The sequence below is a fragment of the Acinetobacter sp. WA-87 genome, from assembly GCF_039938935.1.
GTDB classification, from domain to species: Bacteria; Pseudomonadota; Gammaproteobacteria; order Pseudomonadales; family Moraxellaceae; genus Acinetobacter; species Acinetobacter seifertii.
On record NZ_JBDUVF010000004.1, the window covers coordinates 141,040 to 163,814 of the forward strand.

The window sequence follows — 22,775 nt, forward strand, 5'->3', positions numbered from 1 at the left end:
TATTATTTAAGAGTAAAAGTAGATTTAACTTTGGTGTTTAATCTTGATTCTTATCAAGATGAAATACTTTATTGAGCTGATCAATAAATCTTTTAACACCAACAGATTGTGTATTTTTACGATAACTCACAAATAAATCTAAAGAAGGTAATTCAACATCGAGAGGACGAACCACCGTGTTAGCAACGCCTAGCGGAGCAATATAGGCTGGTAAAATCGTGCATCCTAGTCCTGAGCCAGCAGAATTAATGTTAAGTAAAATACTATCTGCCTTTTGTACAATATTGAGGTCAATATTATAAGTTTTAGTAAACTCTAAAATAGTATTGTGCAGGGTGCTAGATTGTTCAGCAGCAGGAATAATGAAATCAATACCATTTAAAGCTTTTACGGGGATACGTTCGTATTTGGCGAGGGGATGATTTCTTGGTAATAGAAAAATTAGAGGTTCTGTTAAAACAAATTGGCTTTGAATTTCATCAGTTTCAGTATTGTCACGAGTAAAGGTGATATCGAGTTCACCTCTTTTTAAGGCTTTGAGTTGCTCCGTATTGTTTAAGCTTGATAGTTCAATCGTAAGGTCTGGGTGTTGTAAGCGTAGATTTGGCAGTACATAGGGGAAAATTTTCATTTCTGCAATGGGGACGAAACCAATGCGTAATAGCTGTTGTTTAGCCTTCGAGACTTGGCGTGCCAAAGCGACTGCCTTATCAGCTTGGGCCAGTGTTAAACGAGCATGTTCTAAAAATACTTCACCTTCTTCTGTTAATTCGACTTTACGTTTTGTGCGATTTAAAAGTCGTACTCCGACATCTTCTTCTAAATCTTTAATTTGTTGGCTAAGGGAGGGTTGTGCGGTGTAGAGTTTGAGAGCGGCCTTACTAAAATTTAATTCTTCAGCAACAGTGATGAAATATCGAAGATGGCGTAATTCCATAAGACTAATCCAAAAAATGTCTTACTATGATTTAAGTAAAGTATAAAGCATAAAAGTATATAGCGTGAAGATGCTTTAGATATTTATAAAATAAATGAAAATTTATAAATCATTATTAATTTAATATGAAAAATTTTTTAATTATTAATTTATAAAATATATTAATCCAGCTTCACAATCAAATTTATTTTAAATTCTAGTCATAAATTTTAATTACTCTTGAAAAATAATATGTAATTTTCTCATATTATGAAAAAGACTATTATTTGTAGAAGCTTTGATAGAAGGAAATCTTTGTATAGTTGTGTATCAATAGTATTTTGTTAATAAATGTATCGCTTGTATGTTGCTGTATTTTCCGATTTTATGCATATCAAAAAAGTCAGCAATTTTATAAAAATTGATTAACTGAGATAAAAACAATTCCTCCTTTCGTTATAGGCGGCTTATTATATGGGATTGTTATGTTATACAGTAGCTTTTAATAAGCACTATAATTAATGAATCACAAAATCAACATATCTAGACATTCTTTTGTGGCAGTTTAGATTGATGTGTGTGGGTGGCGATGAAAATAAAAGGGATATTTATATGATAAATAAATGTAAGTTTCATAGCTTAATTTATTTAAATCGCTAAGATAGAAGACAGTATGATCCATCCTCTCGATGCTACAACCATAGAATAAGCCCATGAAAGACAAGCCGACATTAACGTATCAATTGCCGACTCAGTCCTGTTGGACGCATACTTGGATAAAGCCGCCTTTTTGCCATCCTGAATTGGGCCACGAAAAAGATACTCGTTTTTATAATCAGCAGCCTAGGTCACCAGCACGGGGATCGAAAGAGCTATTACGCTGGTTAGTTACCCGTGAATCTTATACATGGAATGTAGATATTCAACACGAATACGAAGCGCGTATTAATACACCAATTGCGTTGCCACAAAATCGCCCTCATGCGGACTTAGATGATTGGCAAGTTTGGTTTGTCGGTCACGCGACTGTACTTATTCAAATTGGACCATATAACTTTATTACTGACCCAGTATGGTGTGATTATGCGAGTCCACTGCATGGTCGCGGTCCACGTCGTGTATGTCCAGCAGGTTTTGCCTTGGAACAGTTGCCAACTATTCATGGAGTTTTACTGAGCCATAATCATTATGATCATATGGACTTGGCAACGCTTGAATGGCTACATAAAAAATTCGCAATGCCGATTTATACAGGGCTAGGTAACGGGTTTTACTTGTCTAAAGAGTTCCATGTCATTGAAATGGACTGGTGGCAGGAAATTCCTTATCACGAGTTAAGAATTGTTTATACACCTGCTCAGCATGGTTCGGGGCGTGGTTTACGTGACCAAAATAAAGCACTTTGGGGCGGGTTTTCGGTTTTAGCAAAAACAGGACATTGTTTTTTTGCTGGTGACACTGGTTATGCAGGACATTTCAAACAAATTCATGCACGTTATGGGGCACCGCGTGTTGCTTTACTTCCAATTGGAGCTTATGAACCTCGTAAACTAATGAGCTATGTTCATATGAATCCTCAAGACGCAGTCCATGCACATTTAGATTTACAAGCCCATCGTTCCGTTGCGATTCACTATCGAACCTTTCAGTTAACAGATGAAAATCGTGAAGATCCAGAGCATGCTTTAGCTCACGCTATTAAAGCTTCCTCAAAACTTGCCAATCCTTTTTATTGTATTCGAGAAGGGCATAAATTGACTGTCTAAAACCTCAATGTTGTATATAAAAAAGCCAGTTCAATGTGAACTGGCTTTTTTGATTTTGACTTAAATTAAGCTAAGTCAAAACGGTCAAGATTCATGACTTTTGTCCATGCTGCAACAAAGTCTTGAACAAATTTTTCTTTACCATCGGCTTGAGCATAAACTTCTGACAAGGCACGTAAAATTGAGTTTGAACCAAAAACTAAGTCATTACGTGTCGCAGTAAATTTGACTGTACCTGTCTTACGGTCTTTGCCTTCAAATACTTCACTTGTTGAATCAACAGGTGCCCATACATTCGACATGTCGAGTAAGTTTGTAAAGAAATCTGTGCTGAGTACACCCACTTGCTGAGTGAATACACCATGTTGTGAACCATCCCAATTGGTGCCCAGTACACGTAAACCACCAATTAATGCAGTTAACTCTGGTGCAGTCAAAGTCAGTTGCTGAGCTTTATCAATCAATAAGATTTCAGCTGGTGTGTTGATACCTTCTTTCTTCCAGTTTCTAAAGCCATCAGCAGCGCCGAGCAGCAATTGGAAAGTTTCGATATCAGTTTGACTTTGTAATGCATCAACACGACCAGGAGCAAATGGAACGCTAATGTTAAAGCCTGCCGCTTGAGCAGCTTGCTCTACACCCACGTTACCTGCAAGCACAATTAAGTCAGCCAATGACAATTGGGTCGATGCTTTGAGCTCTTCAATTTTAGTTAAAGTCTCAACAGCTTTTTTATTGACTTCCCAACCACGTTGAGGCGCTAAAGCAATGCGTGCACCGTTTGCACCACCGCGTTTGTCTCCACCACGGAATGTTGATGCTGATGCCCAACCAAGAGAAACTAACTCACCAGCAGATAATCCTAACGCAGCAATTTTTGCTTTTGCATCAGCAATGCTTGCAGCAGATGGTATAGCGTTAGCAGCAGGTAATGGGTCTTGCCAAATTAAATCTTCAGCAGGTACTTCAGGGCCTAAATAACGTGCTTTTGGCCCCATATCACGGTGAGTTAACTTGAACCATGCACGAGCAAATGCATTTGCGAATGCTTGAGGGTCGTCATGGAAGCGACGAGAGATCTTTTCAAACTCAGGGTCAAAACGTAAAGTCAAATCTGTAGTCAGCATAGTTGGCTTACGTTTAACTGACGGATCGAATGGATCAGGAATAATCGCTTCAGCATCTGCTGCTACCCATTGAATTGCGCCAGCAGGTGAGCGTTCTTGTACCCATTCATATTTGAATAGGTTTTCAAAGAAGTAATTGCTCCATTGTGTTGGAGTCTGTGACCAAATCACTTCTAAACCTGAAGTTATCGCATCTTTACCAACACCTGTACCAAAGCTATTTGACCAGCCAAAGCCCATTTGTTCAATTGGAGCACCTTCAGGATCAGCCTGAACATGGTCAGCAGGGGCTGCACCATGCGTTTTACCTAAGGTGTGCCCGCCTGCAATCAAAGCAACAATTTCTTCATCATCCATTGCCATGTTGCCGAAAGTCGCACGAATAAATGGAGCAGCCGACCTTGGGTCACCACTAGCTTCTGGACCTTCAGGGTTCACATAAATTAGACCCATTTCGGTTGCAGCAAGATTACTACCTGCCAAAGCTTCAGAGTTACGGTGAGCTAACCATTCTTTTTCATCGCCCCAGTTTACATCGTTATCTGGTTCCCAAACATCTTCACGACCTGCACCAAAACCAAAGGTACGGAAGCCAGAAGATTCAAGTGCAATGTTCCCAGCAAGAATAAATAAATCTGCCCAAGATATTTTTTGACCATATTTCTGCTTAACTGGCCATAATAAACGACGTGCTTTATCTAAGCTCGCATTGTCAGGCCAACTATTTAATGGCGCAAAACGTTGTTGACCACGACCTGCACCACCACGGCCATCACCCATGCGATAGGTACCCGCAGCATGCCATGCTAAACGAATAAATAAGCCTGTGTAATTTCCCCAATCGGCTGGCCACCAGTCTTGGGAGTCGGTTAATACATTTTTGATATCAGCTTTAAGGGCGTAGTAGTCAATTTTTTTAAATTCTTCGCGGTAATTAAAATCTTTACCAAGTGGATTAGAGCGTTCTGAATGTTGGTTAAGCAAGTCAACACGTAATTGATTTGGCCACCAGTGTAAATTAGTCGTGCCACCACCGAGGGCTACTTGTGGTTTTGAGTTATGACCTGAAAAGGGACATTTTGATTCGTTTGACATGATTATATTCTCTCTGGGTAATATTTATTTGAGCTTTAAATGGAACCGAATGCTCATTTTCCTGGACTTCTGGGTTAAAAAACGATGTGTATCAAATAAAGAAATGAGAGAACAAGTGGTGAAGTAAACCGTTTAAATTTTTTTCACTGTTATGTTAGCTCATCATTTTTATTCAATACTACATAAGTTTCCTTTGTTTATTATTCCTTCAATTTACTGCATGAAGACTAAAAAACAAGAGGGAAAATGGTTCGACTTTTGCAAATAATGATGCATAGCATGAGCTCCTTAATCATTGAAACATCGCAATATCTTTAAACTTCGTTCTTTAAATATACTAAAATCTGAATATTTATTTTTCAAATGGATTAAATTGTCTATATTAATAGGTAAAACCGATTTTAACAGTGAAGTAAAATTGTTGAGTACTGTAAATGTGAATCTGAAAATAAAAGAGAAAACCTAAAAAATAGTTCAATAAAAAAGGAGAGTTAAAACTCTCCTTTTTTTCAGTATTTACACGGTGACAAGACGGTTAGATTTAACCATATCGGCTAAACCATGTGTTTTAAAGTAGTACTCAAGCCAGCTTTTTACAATAAGTGGGTTATTCATTTTCATCACATCATCAAGTAACTTTTGGGCATCTGTCATGGGTACATGACAAATTGCTTTACGGACACGCAAGATGTTACTTGAACTCATAGAAAGGGTATTAAAGCCCATTGCCATCAGTAAGATTGCTGATAACGGATCACCCGCCATCTCACCGCAAATACTTACTGGTTTTTGGTATTTGTGACATTCCTTCACCAGTCGAGTCAACGCACGCAAAATAGATGGATGGAAGTGTGAATATACGCTAGCCACATGCGGATTATTACGGTCTACCGCAAGTAAGTATTGAGTTAAGTCATTTGAACCAACCGAGAAGAAATCGACAAGTTCAGCAAACTCATCAATTTGTAGCAGTACGCTTGGCACCTCTACCATAATCCCGATTTTTGGTTTGGTAATCTTAACCTGTTCTTCTTCTTGTACAGCGATCCAATCACGCTCAAGTAAATAAAGCACTTCTTCGACTTCACTTACTGTTGTCACCATTGGCAAGAGAATATGCAAATTATTTAAGCCAATACTTGCTTTAAGCATTGCACGAATTTGCGCCGAGAAAATCTCTGGATGATCGAGTGTAAAACGAATACCACGCCATCCTAATGCCGAGTTTTCTTCTTCGATACTGAAGTATGGTAAGTCTTTATCGGCACCAATATCGAGGGTTCGCATCACCACAGGCTTATTGGCAAAGTGGCTCAACTGTTGACGATAGATAGCACGTTGTTCTTCTTCACCTGGGAAGCGTTCTCGCAACATAAATGGAATTTCACTTCGGTATAGACCTACACCTTGCGCGCCACGTTGTACGCCGCGAACGACATCAATCATGAGACCTGTATTTACATAAAGTTGAACAGATACACCATCTGGAGTAATCGCTTCTTTGGTCTCGTATTGCTTGAGATCTTTTGCGATTTGCTCATCTTCTTTTTGAATTTCTTTATAACGTTGACGTAAACGACGTGGCGGGTTTACAAAAACTCGGCCCTGATAAGCATCCACAATCATTTCTGCATCATCAAGCGTGTTAACAGGTAGTTCAGTGACACCAACCACTGTTGGAATACCCAATGCGCGTGCCACAATTACCATATGCGAGTTAGCAGCACCTTCTGAGGTTACAATAGCAGCGATATTATCGACCGGTAACTCGACGAGTGCAGCAGTACTAATTTCTTCACCAATTAAAATACTGTCTGGACTGAGTTCACGGTGGCTAGAATCTTCCTCTTGTAAACACGCTAAAATACGTCGGCCTAAATCTTTAAGGTCGGAAACGCGTTCGCGAAGATAGTCATCTTCCATTTGTGCAAATAGGGCGGTGTGTTTTTCAATGACACGACGTACAGCACCTTGCGCCCAATGACCATCACGAATCAGATCTTTAATTTCTGCGGGTAATGCATTTTCATCTAGCATTCTTAAGAAAACGCTAAATAAAGCGCGTTCTTCTGCCATGAGTGAATCATGCATTTTTTCGTCTAAAGAACGAATCTCTGAACGAACTGATGAAATCGCTTGATCTAGAAGACGAAGTTCATGGCTAATATCTTCTGCTTCACGGTCAGGGACAGCGCCCAAGTCGGCAGGTGGATACAAAATAATAGCGCGACCTAAAGCAACACCACCTGCACCTGACGCACCTTGGAAGGTTTTATAGGCAGGCCCATTACTTGGCTTACGAAATACATCGATGTTGCCAACCGCGTGAGCATGCGCAATCACCCCAGAAAGCTGAGCACAGAGCGTAACTAAAAAGGATTCGGCTGCTTCGCTAAAGTCTTGAGGAAGTCTATTTTGGACAACTAAAACGCCCATAACCTTACGACGGTACATGACAGGTACGCCGAGGAATGAGTTATAAATTTCTTCGCCCGTTTCAGGTAAATACAAGAAGCGCTCATGTTTTGGGGCATTGTCAAGGTTAACAATTTCTTCACGTTGCCCAACCAAACCGACCAAGCCTTCACCTATCTGCAATGAGACATGACCAACAGATTCTGGATTTAAGCCTTTTGAGGCCATCAAGACGTAACGCTGGTTGCGTTCATCGAGTAAATAAATAGAGCAAACATCCACTTTCATGGCCTCAGCAACCTGATTGACCATAATGTCTAACGATTCATGCAAACTCACGGACGCATTAATCTCTTGGACAATGCGTCTTAGAGTGTCGAGTTGCATGTTTGACATGGATGTATACTCCAGTATTTTTTAGACTATGAATGTATTTATAACAGCACTTTTAATAAAAATCATTTGCTAGATAAATGATTTTTAGGGTAATTGTTGCAACGGCAACTGTGTACACAACTCCACCATGGCTTTGCGGTAAACATCACGCTTGAAGTTGACCACTTGACCAAGAGGATACCAATAGCTAACCCACTGCCATTCGTCAAATTCGGGCGGGTCAGAGAGGTTTAACTGAATGTTTTTTGCAGGTGCAGTTAACTTCAGTAAAAACCATTTTTGTTTCTGTCCGATACATACAGGGTCAGAGTCTGACCGAATGTACCGATGTGGCAAACGATAACGCAGCCATCCTTTGGTTTGCGCAATAATCTGGACATGTTCGGGCAATAAGCCGATTTCTTCTCTCAGTTCTCGAAAAAGTGCCTGTTCAGGGGTTTCTCCAAACTGGATGCCTCCTTGTGGAAATTGCCAAGCATTGTGACCAATGCGCTTTGCCCATAAAACCTGTCCATCATCGTTTGCCAAAATGATCCCGACATTGGGTCGGAAACCTTCTGAGTCGATCATTTGGCTACCTAAATATTTATCTATATCGTTGACTTTAATCGCGGGGACAAACACTTTTTTATGTCCAGCTCGAAAAGATCAAAGTAAAATGTTTAAATTGCTACGATCTTAACGAATTTCTATCGACTAGCGGAGATAGATTTACATTTTTTTTCTTAAATTTCAGTTTAAACGAGAATTTTCATGAAACTGGCGTTGTTTGATTTAGACCATACCTTGTTAAATACCGATTCAGACCACTCGTGGGGTGAATTTTTAGTCAATGAAGGTTTGGTTGATCCGGTTCATCATCGTCAGATGAATGATAAATTTTATGAAGATTACAAAGCAGGGCAACTTGACCCATATGCTTATAATGAATTCGTTTTTGGTTTCTTAACAAAACATGACAATAGCTACTTAACAGAGCTTCACCAATTGTTCATGCAAAAAGTGATTCGTCCACAAATGCGCCCTAAAGGCTTCGATGCGATTAAGAAACACCAAGACTTAGGTCATACCATTGTGGGTATTACGGCAACAAGTGATTTTATTACCGCGCCAATTTTTCGTGAATTTGGTATTACTGAAATTTTAGCGACCAATGCTGAAGTTGTTGACGGTAAATATACTGGTAAAGTTGCGGGCTTGGCATGTTATCAAAAAGGTAAACTAGCACGTCTTGACGATTGGTTGGCTGGACGCAGTGTGTCTGAGTCTTGGGCTTATTCAGATTCAATCAATGACCGTTTTTTACTTGAATATGCAACACATGCGATTGCGGTAAATCCTGATGATCGCCTTGAAAAGTTAGCTCAAGAGCATAACTGGGAAATTCAGGACTGGTCGATTTAAGATGATCGAGTCGGAAGAGCTATGGGTTAGATAAGCTCTTCCAACTTTTAATTCATTAGGTTTAAATCATTTTTTTATATTTCTTGAAAATCTTAATCCAAAAATAAATATTGATAAGTTCAATAAAAATAAATTTTAAAAATGAGGTAATTAATGTCAAAAACACCACAGATTAAATTACCAGGCCAACTTTGGAATGATCAAAGTGTTGATTTAACACGCCATCGCTATCAGGGAAAATTACTGAGTAAAAGTGAAGGCTTTAAATTAGGTAAGGCTCAACGTAAAAAAGTACCGCGTGAACAGTTGTCAAAGCTTTCTGAACGACCACAAGGTACAACTGCCTTAACGATCTATGATTGGAGTAATCAAGGACGGTTAGAAAAACTTAAACCGATTCGTGCAAAAAGGATGAGTATTTCACCGTTTACATTTTATCGTGGCATGCCTTCTTTGATGTTATTTGACCAAGCATGGGAGCAAATAAATACAGGTTTATTTCAGCAAATTTGTGGTGATTGTCATTTAAGTAATTTTGGTGGTTTTGCGAGTCCAGAACGTAACCTGTTATTTGGAATTAATGATTTTGACGAAACTTTAGTTGCCCCGTTTGAATGGGATGTAAAGCGTTTAGCAACCAGTTTTGTGATTGCAGCTCGTGATATTAATCTTGCAGATAAGGTGGGTTTAAGGGCAATTAAAATAATGCTGAATAGTTACCGTCAGCACTTATTAGAAAGTGCGAAACTTTCACCACTACAAATTTGGTATGAAAAAATTGATGCAATTACCTTATTAGAAAATACTGAATGTCGAAAACTCAGAAAGAAAAGCGAAAAGGATATTAATTCAGCGCAGAAAAAAACGGTGTATTCTGTTTTGCCAAAGCTTACACAGCAAGACCAAGAGACAGGTTTACGTCATTTTGTAGATGATGCACCGTTATTATGGCACCCAAGTGCAGATGAACCATTTAGTAAAGATGTTGATGTATTCTTTCAACAATACCGTGATTCTTTGAAATATGATCGCCAAGTCCTTTTTGATCGTTATCAATGTACAGATGTGGCTTTTAAAGTGGTTGGTATTGGAAGTGTTGGTACCAGATCTGCGATTGCATTATTTCAAGATGCAGATCGGGAGCCGTTGATTTTACAAATGAAAGAAGCGAATCCATCAATTCTTAGTCCGTTATTTGTAGAAAAAGTAAATCACGAAGGTGAACGTGTAATACATGGACAGCAACTGATGCAGGCCGCAAGTGATATATTTCTTGGATTTTCCTCAATATCAACTCAACATTTTCATGTACGTCAGTTACGTGATATGAAAATCTCTTTTAATCTTAATGACATGGATGAGGAGTATTTCTATAAGTATGCTGAAGATTGTGGCTTGGCTTTAGCTCATGCCCATGCAAAATCTGGAAATGCAGATGTACTTATGGGATATCTTGGAGAGGGCGATACGATTATAGACGTATTGCAAACCTATGCAGAGGAATATGCAGAGCGTAATTTAAACGACTATCAGCAATTTATGAATGAAATTGCTGATAGTCGGATTCAGCTCGCTGGAGATAATGTACTTTAATAAATTACTTAACTTTGCCAGTGGTATACCAAATATTTGGATTAGGGTTTTGTTGATGCCAAAGCTTGAATTGAGCCCGCCATTGCTGAAAGGGCTCCGATAACGTAGGGCGTGGATCATCACTTAAACTATAAGCCATGCCTTCTACCAGCCATTTAGGTTTAGTCAGCATTGCAATATTTCCCCATTCTTCGGCTTGTCGGTGATGAATAAGTTCATGGGTGATGTAGAAATCTTTCCAGCCTCGCGGTGCAACCAATAACCCTAAATTGCCAACTGCTTTTGCGGCTGCTTTTTCCATACCAAAGGTATTTGCACATTTTGGAGTTGAGCAAAAAACCATAGTGGGCTGTTGATGAAAAGCACCTACTTTATCTTGGGTTTCTTGTAATGCACGATTATAAAGTGTCTTTGCAAGAGGCTCAGTCTTTGGATCATCTACACATATATGATCTTCACAATGTAATAATGAAAGATGATGTGCGAAAACAACACGTATCGGTTTAAACCAGATCAATGTTGCAAGCATTAAGACCGCTAAAGTTACGAATCCGTATAAACCAATTTTAATTATCTTTGAATATTGATTCTTCACGATCATGAATCATAAGTGAAAAGTAGAATGATAGTAGAGTAAAAGATGTATATTTACAGTATCATTTCCGATCAATATATGACTTTATTAATTAAAATAGCATGGCTAAAAACAAACGTACTAAAAATGAAAGCAGCAATAATTTCTTTGAAGAGTTTATCGCCCAGCTGATTGCCACTATTTTTGGTGAATTATTTATTTATATCATTGCCTTATTGTTTATGAGTGCAATTGGTGGAATTATTTTTGCTGCTATATTTTTCAGTTGGGGAGTTCTGTTTTTACTACTGCCTTTCGCAGTTTTAATTTACATCCTTTTTAAAAAATATAGTCATTAATACAGTTATTCCTGCATCATTTTAATCAACTCTTGCATAGCTCTAGATTGAGTACGTGCAGGGTGCCATACCATACCTAATTGGCGATTCATCTCGACATCTAAATCAAGCTGCTGCATATCCTGATTCAGTAGAGTTTTTGGTAAAACTGACCAACCTAAACCAATCGACACCAACATACGAATAGACTCTAGTGGATTATTACTCATGGTGATTTTGGGTTTAAGCCCTTGTTTTTCGAACTCAGCCAAAGTGATTTGAGCCGTATAAGTCTGTGCAGCTGGTAATAAGCTTGGGTATTCGATTAAGTCTTGTAAGGTCAAATTCTTTTGCTGTGCCAATGGATGAAATGGGGCAGCAACGAAGACTAAAGGATCATTCCAGATGGTAATGTAGTTAAGACGCTCATCGCCTGAAGGTGGAAGTGTTAAAAATGCAAGCTCTAAATCACCAGCAAGGACTTGTTCATGTGCTTGTTCTGAGTCAACAAAATGTACGTCAAGCGTGACTTGAGGAAACTGTTGAACAAAGTGTTTAAGTGGGGAAGGTAAGTGGTGCAAACCGATGTGATGACTCGTCCCGATTTTTAAACGGCCTTGTATTTGCGTTTGTTCATGACTCAGTGTGTGGTGAATATCTTTAAGTTCATTTAACCAGTTTTTGACTTTTGGTAATAACGAATGTGCAGCATGAGTGGCTTGGACCCCACGTCCTGCCGACTCAAATAGCTTTACGCCGAAGTATTCTTCGAGGCTATGAATACGTTTGGTTACAGCAGGCTGGGTAATAAAGAGTTGATCTGCAGCAACAGAGATAGACCCTGTTTCCATAACTTTTACAAAAGCTTCAAAGGCTGCAAGATTCATAATACAACTCTACTTGGAATAGAAAAATCGAGAGAGGCTAAAGTCGCCAAGCCAAAATCGTATCATGCTTGCAGCTAAACGTTCTATAAACTTGTGATTTCGCGTATTAATCTTAACCTAAGCAGTTGTCTCTTTTTCGTCTAAAGCTGATATACGGCGGTCTTTTGCTGCCCATACTTTTTCATGAAAGAAAAATGCAAATGCTTGTACGGTTGGTTCTAACATACTTAAGGTTAAAGCCATCCAAATGTTACCTGTTACAAAGTACGCGACTAGCATTGCTACCGTAATATGCATAATGTAGTAACTTAAGGTTTTCTTTAATGTACGTTGGTTTTTTAAAACGAATTTTTGAATATTAGCCATCATCATTCTCTCTACCTATATTTGATATTTTTAGTATAGAGATGAGAGTATAAGATTAAAAATGGATTATGCAAATGATAATCATTAGCAAAACCGATTTAAATATTTTTGAGCAATATTAATAAACACGGGAATGATTCCTAAAAGTTTTCTAATTTATAAAAATGATAAATTAGATTTATGTGAAACTCTGGCTATAATCGAAGAAAGATCAGAATTACCCAGTCCAATGGAGCAAGACGACATGGCAGGCAAAACTTTATATGACAAATTGTGGGATGACCACGTAGTTACAGAGCGTGATGATGGTTCGTGCTTACTTTATATCGACCGTCATTTATTGCATGAAGTAACAAGTCCACAAGCATTTGAAGGTTTGCAACTTGCTGGTCGTCAACCGTGGCGTTTAAGCGCAAACGTGGCTACACCAGACCACAACGTTCCAACATCTAAAAAAGAACGTGATCAGGGCATTGCAGGTATTGAAGATGATACATCTCGTATTCAGGTTCAAACCTTAGATGATAACTGTAAGGCTTTTAATATCGTTGAATTTGGTATTAATGACATTCGCCAAGGTATTGTGCATGTTGTTGGACCTGAACAGGGCTTAACTTTGCCGGGTATGACGGTGGTGTGCGGTGACTCACATACAGCGACTCACGGTGCCTTTGGTTGTTTGGCACATGGTATTGGGACATCTGAAGTTGAACACGTTTTAGCGACACAATGTTTGATTCAGAAAAAATCAAAAAATATGTTAGTTCGTGTTGATGGCGTTTTAGGTAAGGGTGTAACACCAAAAGATGTGGTGTTGGCCATTATCGGTAAAATCGGTACTGCAGGCGGTACGGGTTACGCAATTGAGTTCGGTGGTCAAGTTTTCCGTGATATGTCGATTGAAGGACGTATGACGGTATGCAACATGGCAATTGAAGCGGGTGCTCGTGTGGGTATGGTCGCAGTTGATGATAAGACTATTGAATACGTAAAAGACCGTAGCTACGCACCAAAAGGTGAGCAGTGGGAACAAGCGGTTGCTTACTGGAACACTTTACATTCAGACGATGATGCTGTTTTTGATGCAGTTGTTGAATTAAATGGCGCAGAGATTGAGCCACAAGTGTCTTGGGGTACTTCACCTGAGATGGTGATTCCAGTGTCGAAAGCTGTACCAACTTTAGAACAAGCCAAAGATGACGTACAACGTAGTGACTGGACGCGTGCGTATCAATATATGGGTTTAAATGCAGGTCAGGCATTGGCTGATATTCAACTTGACCGTGTGTTTATTGGTTCTTGCACTAACTCACGTATTGAAGATATTCGTGCTGCTGCTGAAGTGGTTAAAGGCCGTAAAGTGGCTTCTAGCATTAAGCAAGCCATGATTGTTCCGGGTTCTGGTTTAGTTAAACAACAGGCAGAAAAAGAAGGTTTGGATAAAATTTTCTTGGAAGCTGGCTTTGAATGGCGTGAACCGGGTTGTTCAATGTGTTTAGCAATGAATGCAGACAAGTTACAACCGGGTGAACACTGTGCATCGACATCAAATCGTAACTTTGAAGGTCGTCAGGGTAATGGTGGTCGTACTCACTTGGTGAGTCCGGCAATGGCAGCTGCTGCTGCAATCGCGGGTCATTTTGTTGACGTTCGTTCATTTTAATTCGGTCTGGAGCAAACCATGAAAGCTTATACAGTTGAACAAGGTATCGTTGCACCATTAGATCGTGCCAATGTCGATACAGATTTGATTATTCCAAAACAGTTTTTAAAATCGATTAAACGTACTGGTTTTGGCGACAATTTATTTGATGAACTTCGCTATTTAGATGAAGGCTACCCAGGTCAAGATAACTCGGTACGTCCAAAAAATCCGGATTTCGTTTTGAATCAACCGCGTTATCAAGGTGCAACAGTTTTAATTGCTCGTACTAACTTTGGTTGTGGTTCAAGTCGTGAACATGCACCTTGGGCACTAAACGAATATGGTTTCCGTACTGTTATTGCACCAAGTTTTGCGGATATTTTCTTTAATAACTGTTTTAAAAACGGCATGTTGCCAGTCATTTTGCCTGAGAACATTGTTGATCAGTTATTTAAAGAATGTGCTGCGAATGAAGGTTATCAATTAACTATTGATTTAGCTGCGCAAGAAGTTCGTACACCAAATGGCGAAGCATTTAAATTCGAGGTAGATCCATTTCGTAAGCATTGCTTGTTAAATGGCTTGGATGATATTGGTTTAACTCTTCAAAATGCAGATGCAATTCGCGCTTATGAAGAAAAAACTAAACAGGTTCGTCCTTGGGTATTCCAAGAGATAAATTAACCTTTTGGTACATTTTAAACATAGTCATGGCGTCGTGTTCAAACTCTTGCTAACATGCTAAAGCATAAAAACACCTTAAAATTATGCACTAGATGAGGATTGGGCTTGAACAATGAAGAGGAACGTTACTCATAGCTTTTTGTTGGGCCTGTGCGCAATAACACTTAGTGCTTGTCAAAGCACTTACAATGTGGTCGATACTGTTCGTATTAAGCAGGCCAAACATGAAAATTTGGGGCAGAATGCAGCAATATATTGTTCGGGTGCAAAAAGTTGCGAATTCGAACGACTAAATGATATTACTGTCGTTGATGCACAGACACGCAGAATTAGTAATCAGGCAATTCATCAAGGAATTGTGAGATTAAATGGTTCGCTGTTGAGTCAAAGCAATAGTTTGTATCTGTCTGTGCCTGCTAAGCAATATGAAGTGGTCATTCGTTTTTATCCGATTTCTCCAGATCGGGCAGAAACGATCCATGTTATTCACCAATTTAAAGCTAATCATCGCTATATGTTTAAAATGTACCGAGACAAATCTAACCGTTCGGGCAGTTTGCTCAATGTTTCTGTACCAGATCCATTATGTGTTGACTTAGAGCAGGATGGGCGTGTCATTCGCCGTTTTTGTCGACCATTTGATGTAACCACAGGACTCGGTGAATTTCTCGAACAGAAAAAACTAACACCACGACAGTCATAACGCTGTCTTGTCTTTGAAAATGGAAAACTTCATGTCTAAACAGATTTTAATTTTGGCTGGCGATGGTATTGGTCCTGAAATTGTTGGGGCAGCAGAAAAAGTATTAAATAAAGTAAATGAAAAATTTAATTTGTCGTTGACTTGGGAACATGGCCTATTGGGTGGTGCAGCGATTGATGCTCATGGTGAACCTTACCCAGCTGTAACAAGCGAGCAAGCAAAGAAAGCTGATGCCATTTTATTAGGTGCCGTTGGCGGACCAAAATGGGACACCATTGAACGCTCTATTCGCCCTGAACGTGGTCTTTTAAAAATTCGTAGTGAACTTAACTTGTTTGCTAACTTGCGCCCAGCGATTTTATACCCACAATTAGCCGATGCTTCTAGCTTAAAGCCTGAGATTGTTGCTGGTTTAGATATTTTAATTGTTCGTGAACTTACTGGTGGTATCTACTTTGGTCAGCCACGTGGTATTCGTGAACTAGAAAATGGTGAAAAACAAGGCTATAACACTGACGTTTATTCTGAAAGTGAAATTAAACGCATTGCCAAAGTGGCTTTTGAACTTGCAGGATTACGTGGTGGTAAAGTTTGTTCTGTAGATAAAGCAAACGTTTTAGAAGTGACGGAGCTTTGGAAGCAAACGGTTACTGACTTACAGCAAGCTAACTATCCAAATATTCAGCTTTCACATATGTATGTGGACAATGCTGCAATGCAACTTGTACGTGCACCTAAACAGTTTGACGTCATCGTTACAGGCAACTTGTTTGGCGATATCTTGTCTGATGAAGCAGCAATGCTTACAGGTTCAATCGGTATGTTGCCATCAGCATCTTTAGATGAAAGTGGCAAAGGCATGTACGAACCTTGTCATGGTTCAGCACCTGATATAGCAGGTCAGAATGTGGCAAACCCATTAGCAACGATTCTTTCTGTTGCAATGATGCTTCGTTATACATTCCGTGAAGAAGCTGCTGCTAAAGCAATTGAAGATGCGGTAGGGCAAGTACTTGATCAAGGTTTCCGTACAGCCGATATTATGTCTGAAGGCATGACTAAGGTAGGTACAGCTGAGATGGGCGAAGCAGTTGTTACTGCTCTTGCTTAATTGCTATTTTGCTAAAAAAAACGCGGCTTTAAGCCGCGTTTTTTTATTGTTGAAAGGTTTTAACATGCTTTGCCCTGATATTGGATTGATTCAGCGATATCATTTTTAAGCTGAAAAATAACTTTGCAACTAAAATTAATATCGTAAGAATTGCTCCCTAAAGCCCCCGATTGAATAGGGACGGGATTACCACCCATTTCAAGATTACTCACCATAGGAATTGGAATACTTAATGGTCGTAAAATTGTGTAGATGAGTTGATTTGATGTTTTTTCGGGAACATGAGCAATTTGAAAACCAAGGCTACGTAAGTTTAATTCTTGCTGAATAGTGGTAGATGACTTACCCAGAAAGCTTTTTAAATATTCCTGTAAGTTCACAGATTGGCGTGGGGCAGTTGCACAACCGTTCAAATAAATAAGCATCATTGAGAATAGGCTTATTCGACATAGGGTGTGTATATTCATTTTTCTCTATCAAATTATATTTATTATTAGATAACGGTAGGTTGGATTGCTGAGCTTGTAAAGAAAAAAAGGAAGTTTATGATAAATGGAGGATGAGTTTATCTAGCAATCCATACTCATATCCAAAAGCCTTTATAATTATTTCGTAAAAAACTTAAGGAAAACATGATGAAAAAAATACTTTTAGCACTTTTATGCAGCTTCGGAATAACAGCGGTATATGCCGATAATTGTGACACTACTCGTAATACCTATGATGATATTTACTGTACAAATAAAATCTATGCGAGTGCTGATGCTGATCTAAATAAAAACTATCAGGCATTAAGAGCAAAATTGAATACAGCGCAACGAAGTACGCTTAAGAAGTCTCAGCTTGCTTGGATACGTCAACGTGATGCTGAATGTACAGATTCAAATAGAAATAGTGTAGACGTGCAGTGTCGTTTACAGACAACGCAGGAAAGAAACCATTGGCTACAAGAAAGATTACGTGAATGCCAAACAGTTGGTTGTAAAACCAGTCGATTAAGTGAATAAATAACGCAATAAAAAAGCCACTTCATGATGTGGCTTTTTTGCATTCACTAATTAGCGAGCACGGTACGTAATACGACCTTTAGTTAAGTCATATGGAGTCATTTCGACTTTCACACTGTCGCCAGTAAGAATACGGATATAGTGTTTACGCATTTTACCAGAAATGTGTGCAATAACTTCGTGACCGTTTTCAAGACGTACACGGAACATCGTATTAGGAAGCGTTTCGGTGACAACGCCTTCGAACTCAATGAGTTCCTCTTTATTGGCCATAGCCTACCTGATGATCAAATTGGAAAGGCGCAAATTATAGTCAATTTATTTAAAAAAAACAAGATAGACATCTTCTTGTTAAAGCATCTGGTTAAACTATGACTAGTAAAAAAAGATGTAATTTTTTTCACAAAACAACTCTAATTCTGTTGTCAGTTTGGTCAATCAACGCTAATCTAAAATCATAGTTATTAGGGACTGTTCATGAAAAAAGAGTCAACAGCTCCTAAGTATCAATGAAGTATCTACATGGAAGGGCACTGCGTGGGTCAGCTAACAGATGCATCAGTTGTATTACGTTTTGGCTATCAAGCAATTCGTCGTGCAGGATTGCCAACGGAAGAAATATTAACTAAAGCGGGAGTCGCTTTAAATCAGGTCGATACCAATGCACGTACTCCGTTAAGTGCACAGTATGCCTTTTGGACTGCAGCTCAGGAAGTCAGTAAAGACCCAGACATCGGTTTGCATTTAGGTGAACATTTGCCTTTATACCGTGGTCAGGTCATTGAACACTTATTTATTAGTAGTGAAACCTTTGGTGAAGGGCTTAAACGAGCTTTGGCTTACCAACGTCTCATTAGTGATGCATTTGATGCAAAACTGGTCGTCGAAGATGGACGTTGTTATTTGACCAATGGTGAACAAATTGGTGCTGATAATCTGGTTAATCGTCATTTTTCAGAATGTGCGATTTCAGGTGTGCTTCGATTCTTCAAATTTATTACCGAAGGGCAATTTCATCCGATCTTCATCGATTTTAATTTTAGTGAAGGTGCTTCTGAAGATGAATATTTCCGCGTTTATGGCTGCCCAGTAAGTTTAGGTCAGAAAGAAACAAGGCTATATTTTGATCCTGCCATTTTAGATTTCCAGCTTTGGCAGGCAGAACCTGAACTATTGCAATTGCATGAGCAGCTCGCAATTGAAAAGTTACAAGAACTGGCTCGTTATGATTTAGTGGGTGAAGTTCGCCGTGCGATTGGTTCGACACTGGAAAGTGGAGAAACCACGCTAGAAACTGTAGCAGCACAATTAAATATTACACCGCGCCGTTTACGGACACAGTTAAGTGAAGCGAATACCAGTTTCCAGCAAATACTTTCTGACTATCGTTGTCGTTTAGCTAAAAAACTTTTGGCAAATACCAGTGAAAGCGTGGAGCGTATTGTGTATTTAACGGGTTTCTCTGAACCAAGTACATTCTATCGTGCGTTTAAACGCTGGACCAATGAAACGCCCGTTGAGTACCGTAAGCGTAAACAGCATCGTTAATAAAAATGGGTTAAGCCTACTCAGGTAGGTTTAACCAATGTGGCCCAAGTGGTGGCTGTGGCAAGTCAAATTGCTCAGGATAATAACATTGAATAAAGTAGAGACCGTCAGGTGGAGCAGTGACACCTGCCGCTTTACGATCTTGTGCCGCAAACATCGTATCAATATGGTCTATTTCATACATACCTTGACCAATTTCGAGTAAGCATCCAACAATATTACGCACCATATGGTGTAAAAAACCATCTGCTTGAATATCTAACACCAAATAGCGGCCATGTTCAAATAGACGGCAATGCGTTACATGTCGTACTGGCTTATTGGACTGGCATGCTGCTGCGCGAAAGGTTTCAAAGTTATGCGTACCTTCAAATTTACTGGCAGCTTTAATCATCTTTTGCACATCTAGCTGGTGGTAAATGTGCGTGACCTGTTTATGTAAGAGGGCTGGTCGACACGGAGCGTTATAAATAACATAGCGGTAACGTCGAGCAGTCGCCTTAAAGCGTGCATGAAAATTTTCATCCATCACTTTAATCCATTGAATGGAAATATCCTTAGGTAACTGGCTATTTGCTCCTCTTAACCATCCCGTCTCTGGACGAATTGCATTCGTATCGAAATGAGCCACCATATTGGTTGCATGTACTCCCGCATCTGTTCGGCCTGCACCGTGAAGTGCAATAGGTTCATCTGCAATTTTACTAAGTACACGCTCAATCGTTTCCTGAACGCTGGCAACGCCTGGCTGTTGTGTTTGCCAACCTCGATATTGAACTCCGCTAAACTCAATACCGACCGCATAACGTTGCATAGCTTTACCTCTATTTAATGAAAATTTTCATTCCAATGACTGAGCCATTGTTCTGGGGTTGGGTATTTTAAATAGATTTGAAGTGCTTTTGCATAAAGATCTGCATGACTATGTGCATCATTAATGACAATTTTTGCAGTTTTGGCCCAAGCACTAATTGCATAACGTTGGTCAATGCCCCCAAAGGTCACTTGTGTCGCCAAGATTGGAACACAACCATGAGCATACAGTTCATCTAAAGTTGCCAATAGTTCAGGGTTTACTGCAATATTGCCTGTACCAAAGCCTTGTAACACCAAAAAGTGTGGTGGGGCAGGAAGTAAGTGACGTAACTGTTGTACCAAGTGCTGTGTTGCAATCGGTTGCATCATCCAGTTTAAAATCTGGAATGAAGCAGCTTTTTCAATTTGAGCATCTTGAACGATCAATTCATTTTGTTGAGGCGTAAATTCAACTTCACTACTTAAACCTGAAAATGCATCGAGTTCAGTTGTATGTGTTTTTAATGCAGTTTGTGCATGGAATACTTGATGATGGAATGCAAGATATGCACCTACAGGTAGGGCAATCACTTGTTCTAATGCAAGATATAAGTTCTCAATTGCATCAGTAAATTCACGAGTATTATCACCTTGAATATTGAGTAACGGGTATTGGCTACCAGTAATCACAATATGACAGCTTTGGCCTAAAAAGCGGGCTAGGGTTGCAGCCGCATAACTGAGCGTATCTGTACCGTGAATAACAACGAAATGTTGATAGCCTTCAAGTTGTAGTTGTTGTATGCGTTGAATGAGGCGTAACCAATCAGGTGCAGTACAGGCACTGCTATCGACAATATTAGGTGCAGCGAAGCAGTCGACTGTTAAGTGTGGGGGAATCACTTTTTCAAGTTGAGGCAAGAATTGGTCATAAGGCATCGGAGCTAAAGGTTCACCAATGCAACCAAAAGTACCACCCATATAAAATAAGGCTATTTTTTTCATATTTTTGCAGGCATAAAAAAGCAGTCATCTCTGACTGCTTATGGTAAATCGAACAGTTCTAAGAAGCTATGCGATTAAGTAGGTTTTTCGCATGTTGTTGTTGTTCTGTGTTGAATTTTTGCTCATCAGCCTGTAGTAAATTGCGTGCTGCTTGGTTCGCTCCAAACTTAATGTATTGCTCAGCCAACTTTAAGTCGAGCTCACTTTCATTTACTTGTTTTAATTCTGGAAAAGCTTCTAGAAGTGGATCCTCTATTTGAGCTTGCGTAACTGCTTCATTGACTACATCTATAGGTTTTTGAGTTTCAAGCTCTGGTGCTGTAACTAACGTAGGCTCATCTAACGAAAATTCAAGTGGTGCGATCGAAGTCGCTTCTAATGGCGCTTGTTCTACGAGTGTAAATTCATCTAATGAAGGAGTTTGTTCAACAGATTTCGTCTCTGAACTTGAAGGATTTAAGTCAAGGTTGAAATCTAATGCATTGACGCTACTCTCTTGATCTGCTTTTACCTCTACTGCTTGAGTTTTTTCCTCAGTTTCATGCTGAGGGGCCAAGTCAAAAGAAAACTCTAAATCAGCTAGCTCATTTGTTTCCTTAGATGACGATACTTCTGGTTCTTGCGGAGAAGTTGATACTTCTGTTTCATGTACAGGTTGGCTGGTATTTTCTGTAGTTGCAGTTTTTTCAAATGAAAAGTTAAACTCTAAAGGTTCAACTTCAACAGCAGGTTCTTGTTTTACAGGAGCATAGTCTTTCTGCAAGTCATCAAAAGAAGTCTCAGAAGAACTTGTTGTTAATTGGTCAAACTGAGCAGTTGTGTCCGATATAGCTTGTGGTTCTTCATGTGCTTTAGCTTGAGGAAACTCAATAGCATCAGGTTGTCTTGATGACTCATATTCTTTTTGTCTTGCTTCTGCTTTAATCGCTATTTCATTTAATGCCAAGCTGCGAATGTGGCTAATAAGTTGTTGAATCGCAAATTCATCTTTTTGAGCAATATGAACTTCAAGAAGTAATAAATACAATTCGTGTTGGGTATTGTCTTTTTTTAGTGCCTGATTGACTTGAGCTTCAGCTGCTGAAAACTGTTTTTCTCGAATGAGTTGTATAATATTTTGACGAACAGCCTCAGGTACCGGACTACTTTGTGGAAGGGCAGGAGCGACTTCTTCAACTACATTGGCTTTACTTTTTTCGCGCGAGCTTTTACTCGATTTACCACTCGCTTTTTTGCCCGATTTTTTACTTATACTTTTTGGGGAGGTGGTCTCTTGTTTTTGGCCATTCTCACGCTTTTTTAAAACAACGGCGACCACGAGTAACATGATAAACGGAATCACATATAACATTACTTTCCCCTTAAAAAATAAAATTTTGCAATATAAAGCGAGCTAACTC

Annotated in this window: 22 protein-coding genes; 10 read left to right on the forward strand and 12 right to left on the reverse strand. The window is 39.3% G+C overall.

Going from position 1 to position 22,775, the window contains the following annotated elements; genetic code table 11:
• Positions 1-37: 37 nt before the first annotated feature.
• A complete protein-coding gene (gene hcaR / locus ABFY81_RS13140; RefSeq protein WP_019458017.1) occupies positions 38-937 on the reverse strand; it encodes a DNA-binding transcriptional regulator HcaR in 900 nt (299 codons plus the stop codon).
• A 692-nt stretch (positions 938-1,629) separates the two neighbouring features.
• On the opposite strand from hcaR, the gene ABFY81_RS13145 reads away from it, so the two are divergent.
• Complete coding sequence (locus ABFY81_RS13145; protein WP_151749191.1) at positions 1,630-2,682, forward strand: MBL fold metallo-hydrolase; 1,053 nt, start codon at positions 1,630-1,632, stop codon at positions 2,680-2,682.
• Positions 2,683-2,747: 65 nt separating this feature from the next.
• On the opposite strand, the gene katG is transcribed toward ABFY81_RS13145, so the two are convergent.
• The 3 genes from katG to ABFY81_RS13160 all read right to left on the reverse strand — a co-directional run bounded on the left by katG (position 2,748) and on the right by ABFY81_RS13160 (position 8,285).
• The gene (gene katG / locus ABFY81_RS13150; RefSeq protein ID WP_347913936.1) at positions 2,748-4,904 is read right to left on the reverse strand and encodes a catalase/peroxidase HPI; all 2,157 of its coding nucleotides are present in this window, start codon (positions 4,902-4,904) and stop codon (positions 2,748-2,750) included.
• Between the two features lie 516 nt (positions 4,905-5,420).
• A complete protein-coding gene (gene ptsP, locus ABFY81_RS13155) occupies positions 5,421-7,715 on the reverse strand; it encodes a phosphoenolpyruvate--protein phosphotransferase (protein ID WP_004698933.1) in 2,295 nt (764 codons plus the stop codon).
• An 84-nt stretch (positions 7,716-7,799) separates the two neighbouring features.
• A complete protein-coding gene (locus ABFY81_RS13160) occupies positions 7,800-8,285 on the reverse strand; it encodes an RNA pyrophosphohydrolase (RefSeq protein WP_019458019.1) in 486 nt (161 codons plus the stop codon).
• Between the two features lie 183 nt (positions 8,286-8,468).
• On the opposite strand from ABFY81_RS13160, the gene ABFY81_RS13165 reads away from it, so the two are divergent.
• Positions 8,469-9,119, forward strand: coding sequence for an HAD family hydrolase (locus ABFY81_RS13165; protein ID WP_019458020.1), 651 nt, complete (start codon positions 8,469-8,471; stop codon positions 9,117-9,119).
• Between the two features lie 153 nt (positions 9,120-9,272).
• Entirely contained in the window at positions 9,273-10,712 is a 1,440-nt protein-coding gene (locus tag ABFY81_RS13170; protein WP_347913938.1) for a DUF2252 domain-containing protein, read from the forward strand.
• Between the two features lie 4 nt (positions 10,713-10,716).
• Here the strand turns inward: ABFY81_RS13170 and ABFY81_RS13175 are convergent, their stop codons facing one another.
• Positions 10,717-11,313, reverse strand: coding sequence for a hypothetical protein (locus tag ABFY81_RS13175; RefSeq protein ID WP_347913939.1), 597 nt, complete (start codon positions 11,311-11,313; stop codon positions 10,717-10,719).
• 95 nt (positions 11,314-11,408) lie between these two features.
• On the opposite strand from ABFY81_RS13175, the gene ABFY81_RS13180 reads away from it, so the two are divergent.
• Complete coding sequence (locus ABFY81_RS13180; protein WP_100290838.1) at positions 11,409-11,645, forward strand: hypothetical protein; 237 nt, start codon at positions 11,409-11,411, stop codon at positions 11,643-11,645.
• Between the two features lie 5 nt (positions 11,646-11,650).
• Here ABFY81_RS13180 and ABFY81_RS13185 read toward each other — a convergent pair whose 3' ends face one another.
• Both ABFY81_RS13185 and ABFY81_RS13190 read right to left on the reverse strand, forming a co-directional pair.
• Complete coding sequence (locus ABFY81_RS13185; protein ID WP_068932853.1) at positions 11,651-12,511, reverse strand: LysR family transcriptional regulator; 861 nt, start codon at positions 12,509-12,511, stop codon at positions 11,651-11,653.
• A gap of 117 nt (positions 12,512-12,628) precedes the next feature.
• Positions 12,629-12,883, reverse strand: a complete 255-nt coding sequence (locus ABFY81_RS13190; RefSeq protein ID WP_347913940.1) for a DUF2061 domain-containing protein — start codon at positions 12,881-12,883, stop codon at positions 12,629-12,631.
• 238 nt (positions 12,884-13,121) lie between these two features.
• Between ABFY81_RS13190 and leuC the strand changes: the two genes are divergently transcribed.
• From leuC to leuB, 4 genes are all read left to right on the forward strand, one after another.
• The gene (gene leuC / locus ABFY81_RS13195; protein WP_215902239.1) at positions 13,122-14,540 is read left to right on the forward strand and encodes a 3-isopropylmalate dehydratase large subunit; all 1,419 of its coding nucleotides are present in this window, start codon (positions 13,122-13,124) and stop codon (positions 14,538-14,540) included.
• A gap of 18 nt (positions 14,541-14,558) precedes the next feature.
• Positions 14,559-15,206, forward strand: a complete 648-nt coding sequence (gene leuD / locus ABFY81_RS13200) for a 3-isopropylmalate dehydratase small subunit (RefSeq protein WP_004698920.1) — start codon at positions 14,559-14,561, stop codon at positions 15,204-15,206.
• A 112-nt stretch (positions 15,207-15,318) separates the two neighbouring features.
• On the forward strand, positions 15,319-15,909 hold the full coding sequence (locus ABFY81_RS13205) for a hypothetical protein (RefSeq protein ID WP_004698919.1): 591 nt from the start codon (positions 15,319-15,321) through the stop codon (positions 15,907-15,909).
• Between the two features lie 31 nt (positions 15,910-15,940).
• Positions 15,941-17,020, forward strand: coding sequence for a 3-isopropylmalate dehydrogenase (leuB, locus tag ABFY81_RS13210; RefSeq protein WP_347913941.1), 1,080 nt, complete (start codon positions 15,941-15,943; stop codon positions 17,018-17,020).
• Between the two features lie 59 nt (positions 17,021-17,079).
• On the opposite strand, the gene ABFY81_RS13215 is transcribed toward leuB, so the two are convergent.
• Positions 17,080-17,487, reverse strand: a complete 408-nt coding sequence (locus tag ABFY81_RS13215) for a hypothetical protein (RefSeq protein ID WP_077164955.1) — start codon at positions 17,485-17,487, stop codon at positions 17,080-17,082.
• Between the two features lie 165 nt (positions 17,488-17,652).
• Between ABFY81_RS13215 and ABFY81_RS13220 the strand changes: the two genes are divergently transcribed.
• Positions 17,653-18,027 (forward strand): lysozyme inhibitor LprI family protein, encoded by a 375-nt coding sequence (locus ABFY81_RS13220; protein WP_077169087.1) that lies wholly within the window; start codon positions 17,653-17,655, stop codon positions 18,025-18,027.
• 51 nt (positions 18,028-18,078) lie between these two features.
• Here the strand turns inward: ABFY81_RS13220 and infA are convergent, their stop codons facing one another.
• Positions 18,079-18,300 (reverse strand): translation initiation factor IF-1, encoded by a 222-nt coding sequence (gene infA / locus ABFY81_RS13225; protein WP_001284370.1) that lies wholly within the window; start codon positions 18,298-18,300, stop codon positions 18,079-18,081.
• 264 nt (positions 18,301-18,564) lie between these two features.
• On the opposite strand from infA, the gene ABFY81_RS13230 reads away from it, so the two are divergent.
• Complete coding sequence (locus ABFY81_RS13230; RefSeq protein ID WP_004883404.1) at positions 18,565-19,575, forward strand: AraC family transcriptional regulator; 1,011 nt, start codon at positions 18,565-18,567, stop codon at positions 19,573-19,575.
• 16 nt (positions 19,576-19,591) lie between these two features.
• On the opposite strand, the gene truA is transcribed toward ABFY81_RS13230, so the two are convergent.
• From truA to ABFY81_RS13245, 3 genes are read right to left on the reverse strand one after another with little or no spacing between them, the layout of a single operon-like run.
• On the reverse strand, positions 19,592-20,389 hold the full coding sequence (truA, locus tag ABFY81_RS13235) for a tRNA pseudouridine(38-40) synthase TruA (RefSeq protein ID WP_347913942.1): 798 nt from the start codon (positions 20,387-20,389) through the stop codon (positions 19,592-19,594).
• Positions 20,390-20,403: 14 nt separating this feature from the next.
• Positions 20,404-21,375 carry an asparaginase gene (locus ABFY81_RS13240; protein ID WP_347913943.1) on the reverse strand — a complete coding sequence of 324 codons (972 nt, stop codon included), beginning with the start codon at positions 21,373-21,375 and terminating at the stop codon, positions 20,404-20,406.
• A gap of 58 nt (positions 21,376-21,433) precedes the next feature.
• On the reverse strand, positions 21,434-22,726 hold the full coding sequence (locus ABFY81_RS13245) for a hypothetical protein (protein ID WP_347913944.1): 1,293 nt from the start codon (positions 22,724-22,726) through the stop codon (positions 21,434-21,436).
• Between the last annotated feature and the right edge of the window lie 49 nt (positions 22,727-22,775).

Bases quoted from the DNA above. Each gene is read 5' to 3' on its own strand.
- hcaR (WP_019458017.1), bottom strand. From the start codon at position 937: ATGGAATTACGCCATCTTCGATATTTCATCACTGTTGCTGAAGAATTA.
- ABFY81_RS13145 (WP_151749191.1), top strand. From the start codon at position 1,630: ATGAAAGACAAGCCGACATTAACGTATCAATTGCCGACTCAGTCCTGT.
- katG (WP_347913936.1), bottom strand. From the start codon at position 4,904: ATGTCAAACGAATCAAAATGTCCCTTTTCAGGTCATAACTCAAAACCA.
- ptsP (WP_004698933.1), bottom strand. From the start codon at position 7,715: ATGTCAAACATGCAACTCGACACTCTAAGACGCATTGTCCAAGAGATT.
- ABFY81_RS13160 (WP_019458019.1), bottom strand. From the start codon at position 8,285: ATGATCGACTCAGAAGGTTTCCGACCCAATGTCGGGATCATTTTGGCA.
- ABFY81_RS13165 (WP_019458020.1), top strand. From the start codon at position 8,469: ATGAAACTGGCGTTGTTTGATTTAGACCATACCTTGTTAAATACCGAT.
- ABFY81_RS13170 (WP_347913938.1), top strand. From the start codon at position 9,273: ATGTCAAAAACACCACAGATTAAATTACCAGGCCAACTTTGGAATGAT.
- ABFY81_RS13175 (WP_347913939.1), bottom strand. From the start codon at position 11,313: ATGATCGTGAAGAATCAATATTCAAAGATAATTAAAATTGGTTTATAC.
- ABFY81_RS13180 (WP_100290838.1), top strand. From the start codon at position 11,409: ATGGCTAAAAACAAACGTACTAAAAATGAAAGCAGCAATAATTTCTTT.
- ABFY81_RS13185 (WP_068932853.1), bottom strand. From the start codon at position 12,511: ATGAATCTTGCAGCCTTTGAAGCTTTTGTAAAAGTTATGGAAACAGGG.
- ABFY81_RS13190 (WP_347913940.1), bottom strand. From the start codon at position 12,883: ATGATGATGGCTAATATTCAAAAATTCGTTTTAAAAAACCAACGTACA.
- leuC (WP_215902239.1), top strand. From the start codon at position 13,122: ATGGCAGGCAAAACTTTATATGACAAATTGTGGGATGACCACGTAGTT.
- leuD (WP_004698920.1), top strand. From the start codon at position 14,559: ATGAAAGCTTATACAGTTGAACAAGGTATCGTTGCACCATTAGATCGT.
- ABFY81_RS13205 (WP_004698919.1), top strand. From the start codon at position 15,319: ATGAAGAGGAACGTTACTCATAGCTTTTTGTTGGGCCTGTGCGCAATA.
- leuB (WP_347913941.1), top strand. From the start codon at position 15,941: ATGTCTAAACAGATTTTAATTTTGGCTGGCGATGGTATTGGTCCTGAA.
- ABFY81_RS13215 (WP_077164955.1), bottom strand. From the start codon at position 17,487: ATGAATATACACACCCTATGTCGAATAAGCCTATTCTCAATGATGCTT.
- ABFY81_RS13220 (WP_077169087.1), top strand. From the start codon at position 17,653: ATGATGAAAAAAATACTTTTAGCACTTTTATGCAGCTTCGGAATAACA.
- infA (WP_001284370.1), bottom strand. From the start codon at position 18,300: ATGGCCAATAAAGAGGAACTCATTGAGTTCGAAGGCGTTGTCACCGAA.
- truA (WP_347913942.1), bottom strand. From the start codon at position 20,389: ATGCAACGTTATGCGGTCGGTATTGAGTTTAGCGGAGTTCAATATCGA.
- ABFY81_RS13240 (WP_347913943.1), bottom strand. From the start codon at position 21,375: ATGAAAAAAATAGCCTTATTTTATATGGGTGGTACTTTTGGTTGCATT.
- ABFY81_RS13245 (WP_347913944.1), bottom strand. From the start codon at position 22,726: ATGTTATATGTGATTCCGTTTATCATGTTACTCGTGGTCGCCGTTGTT.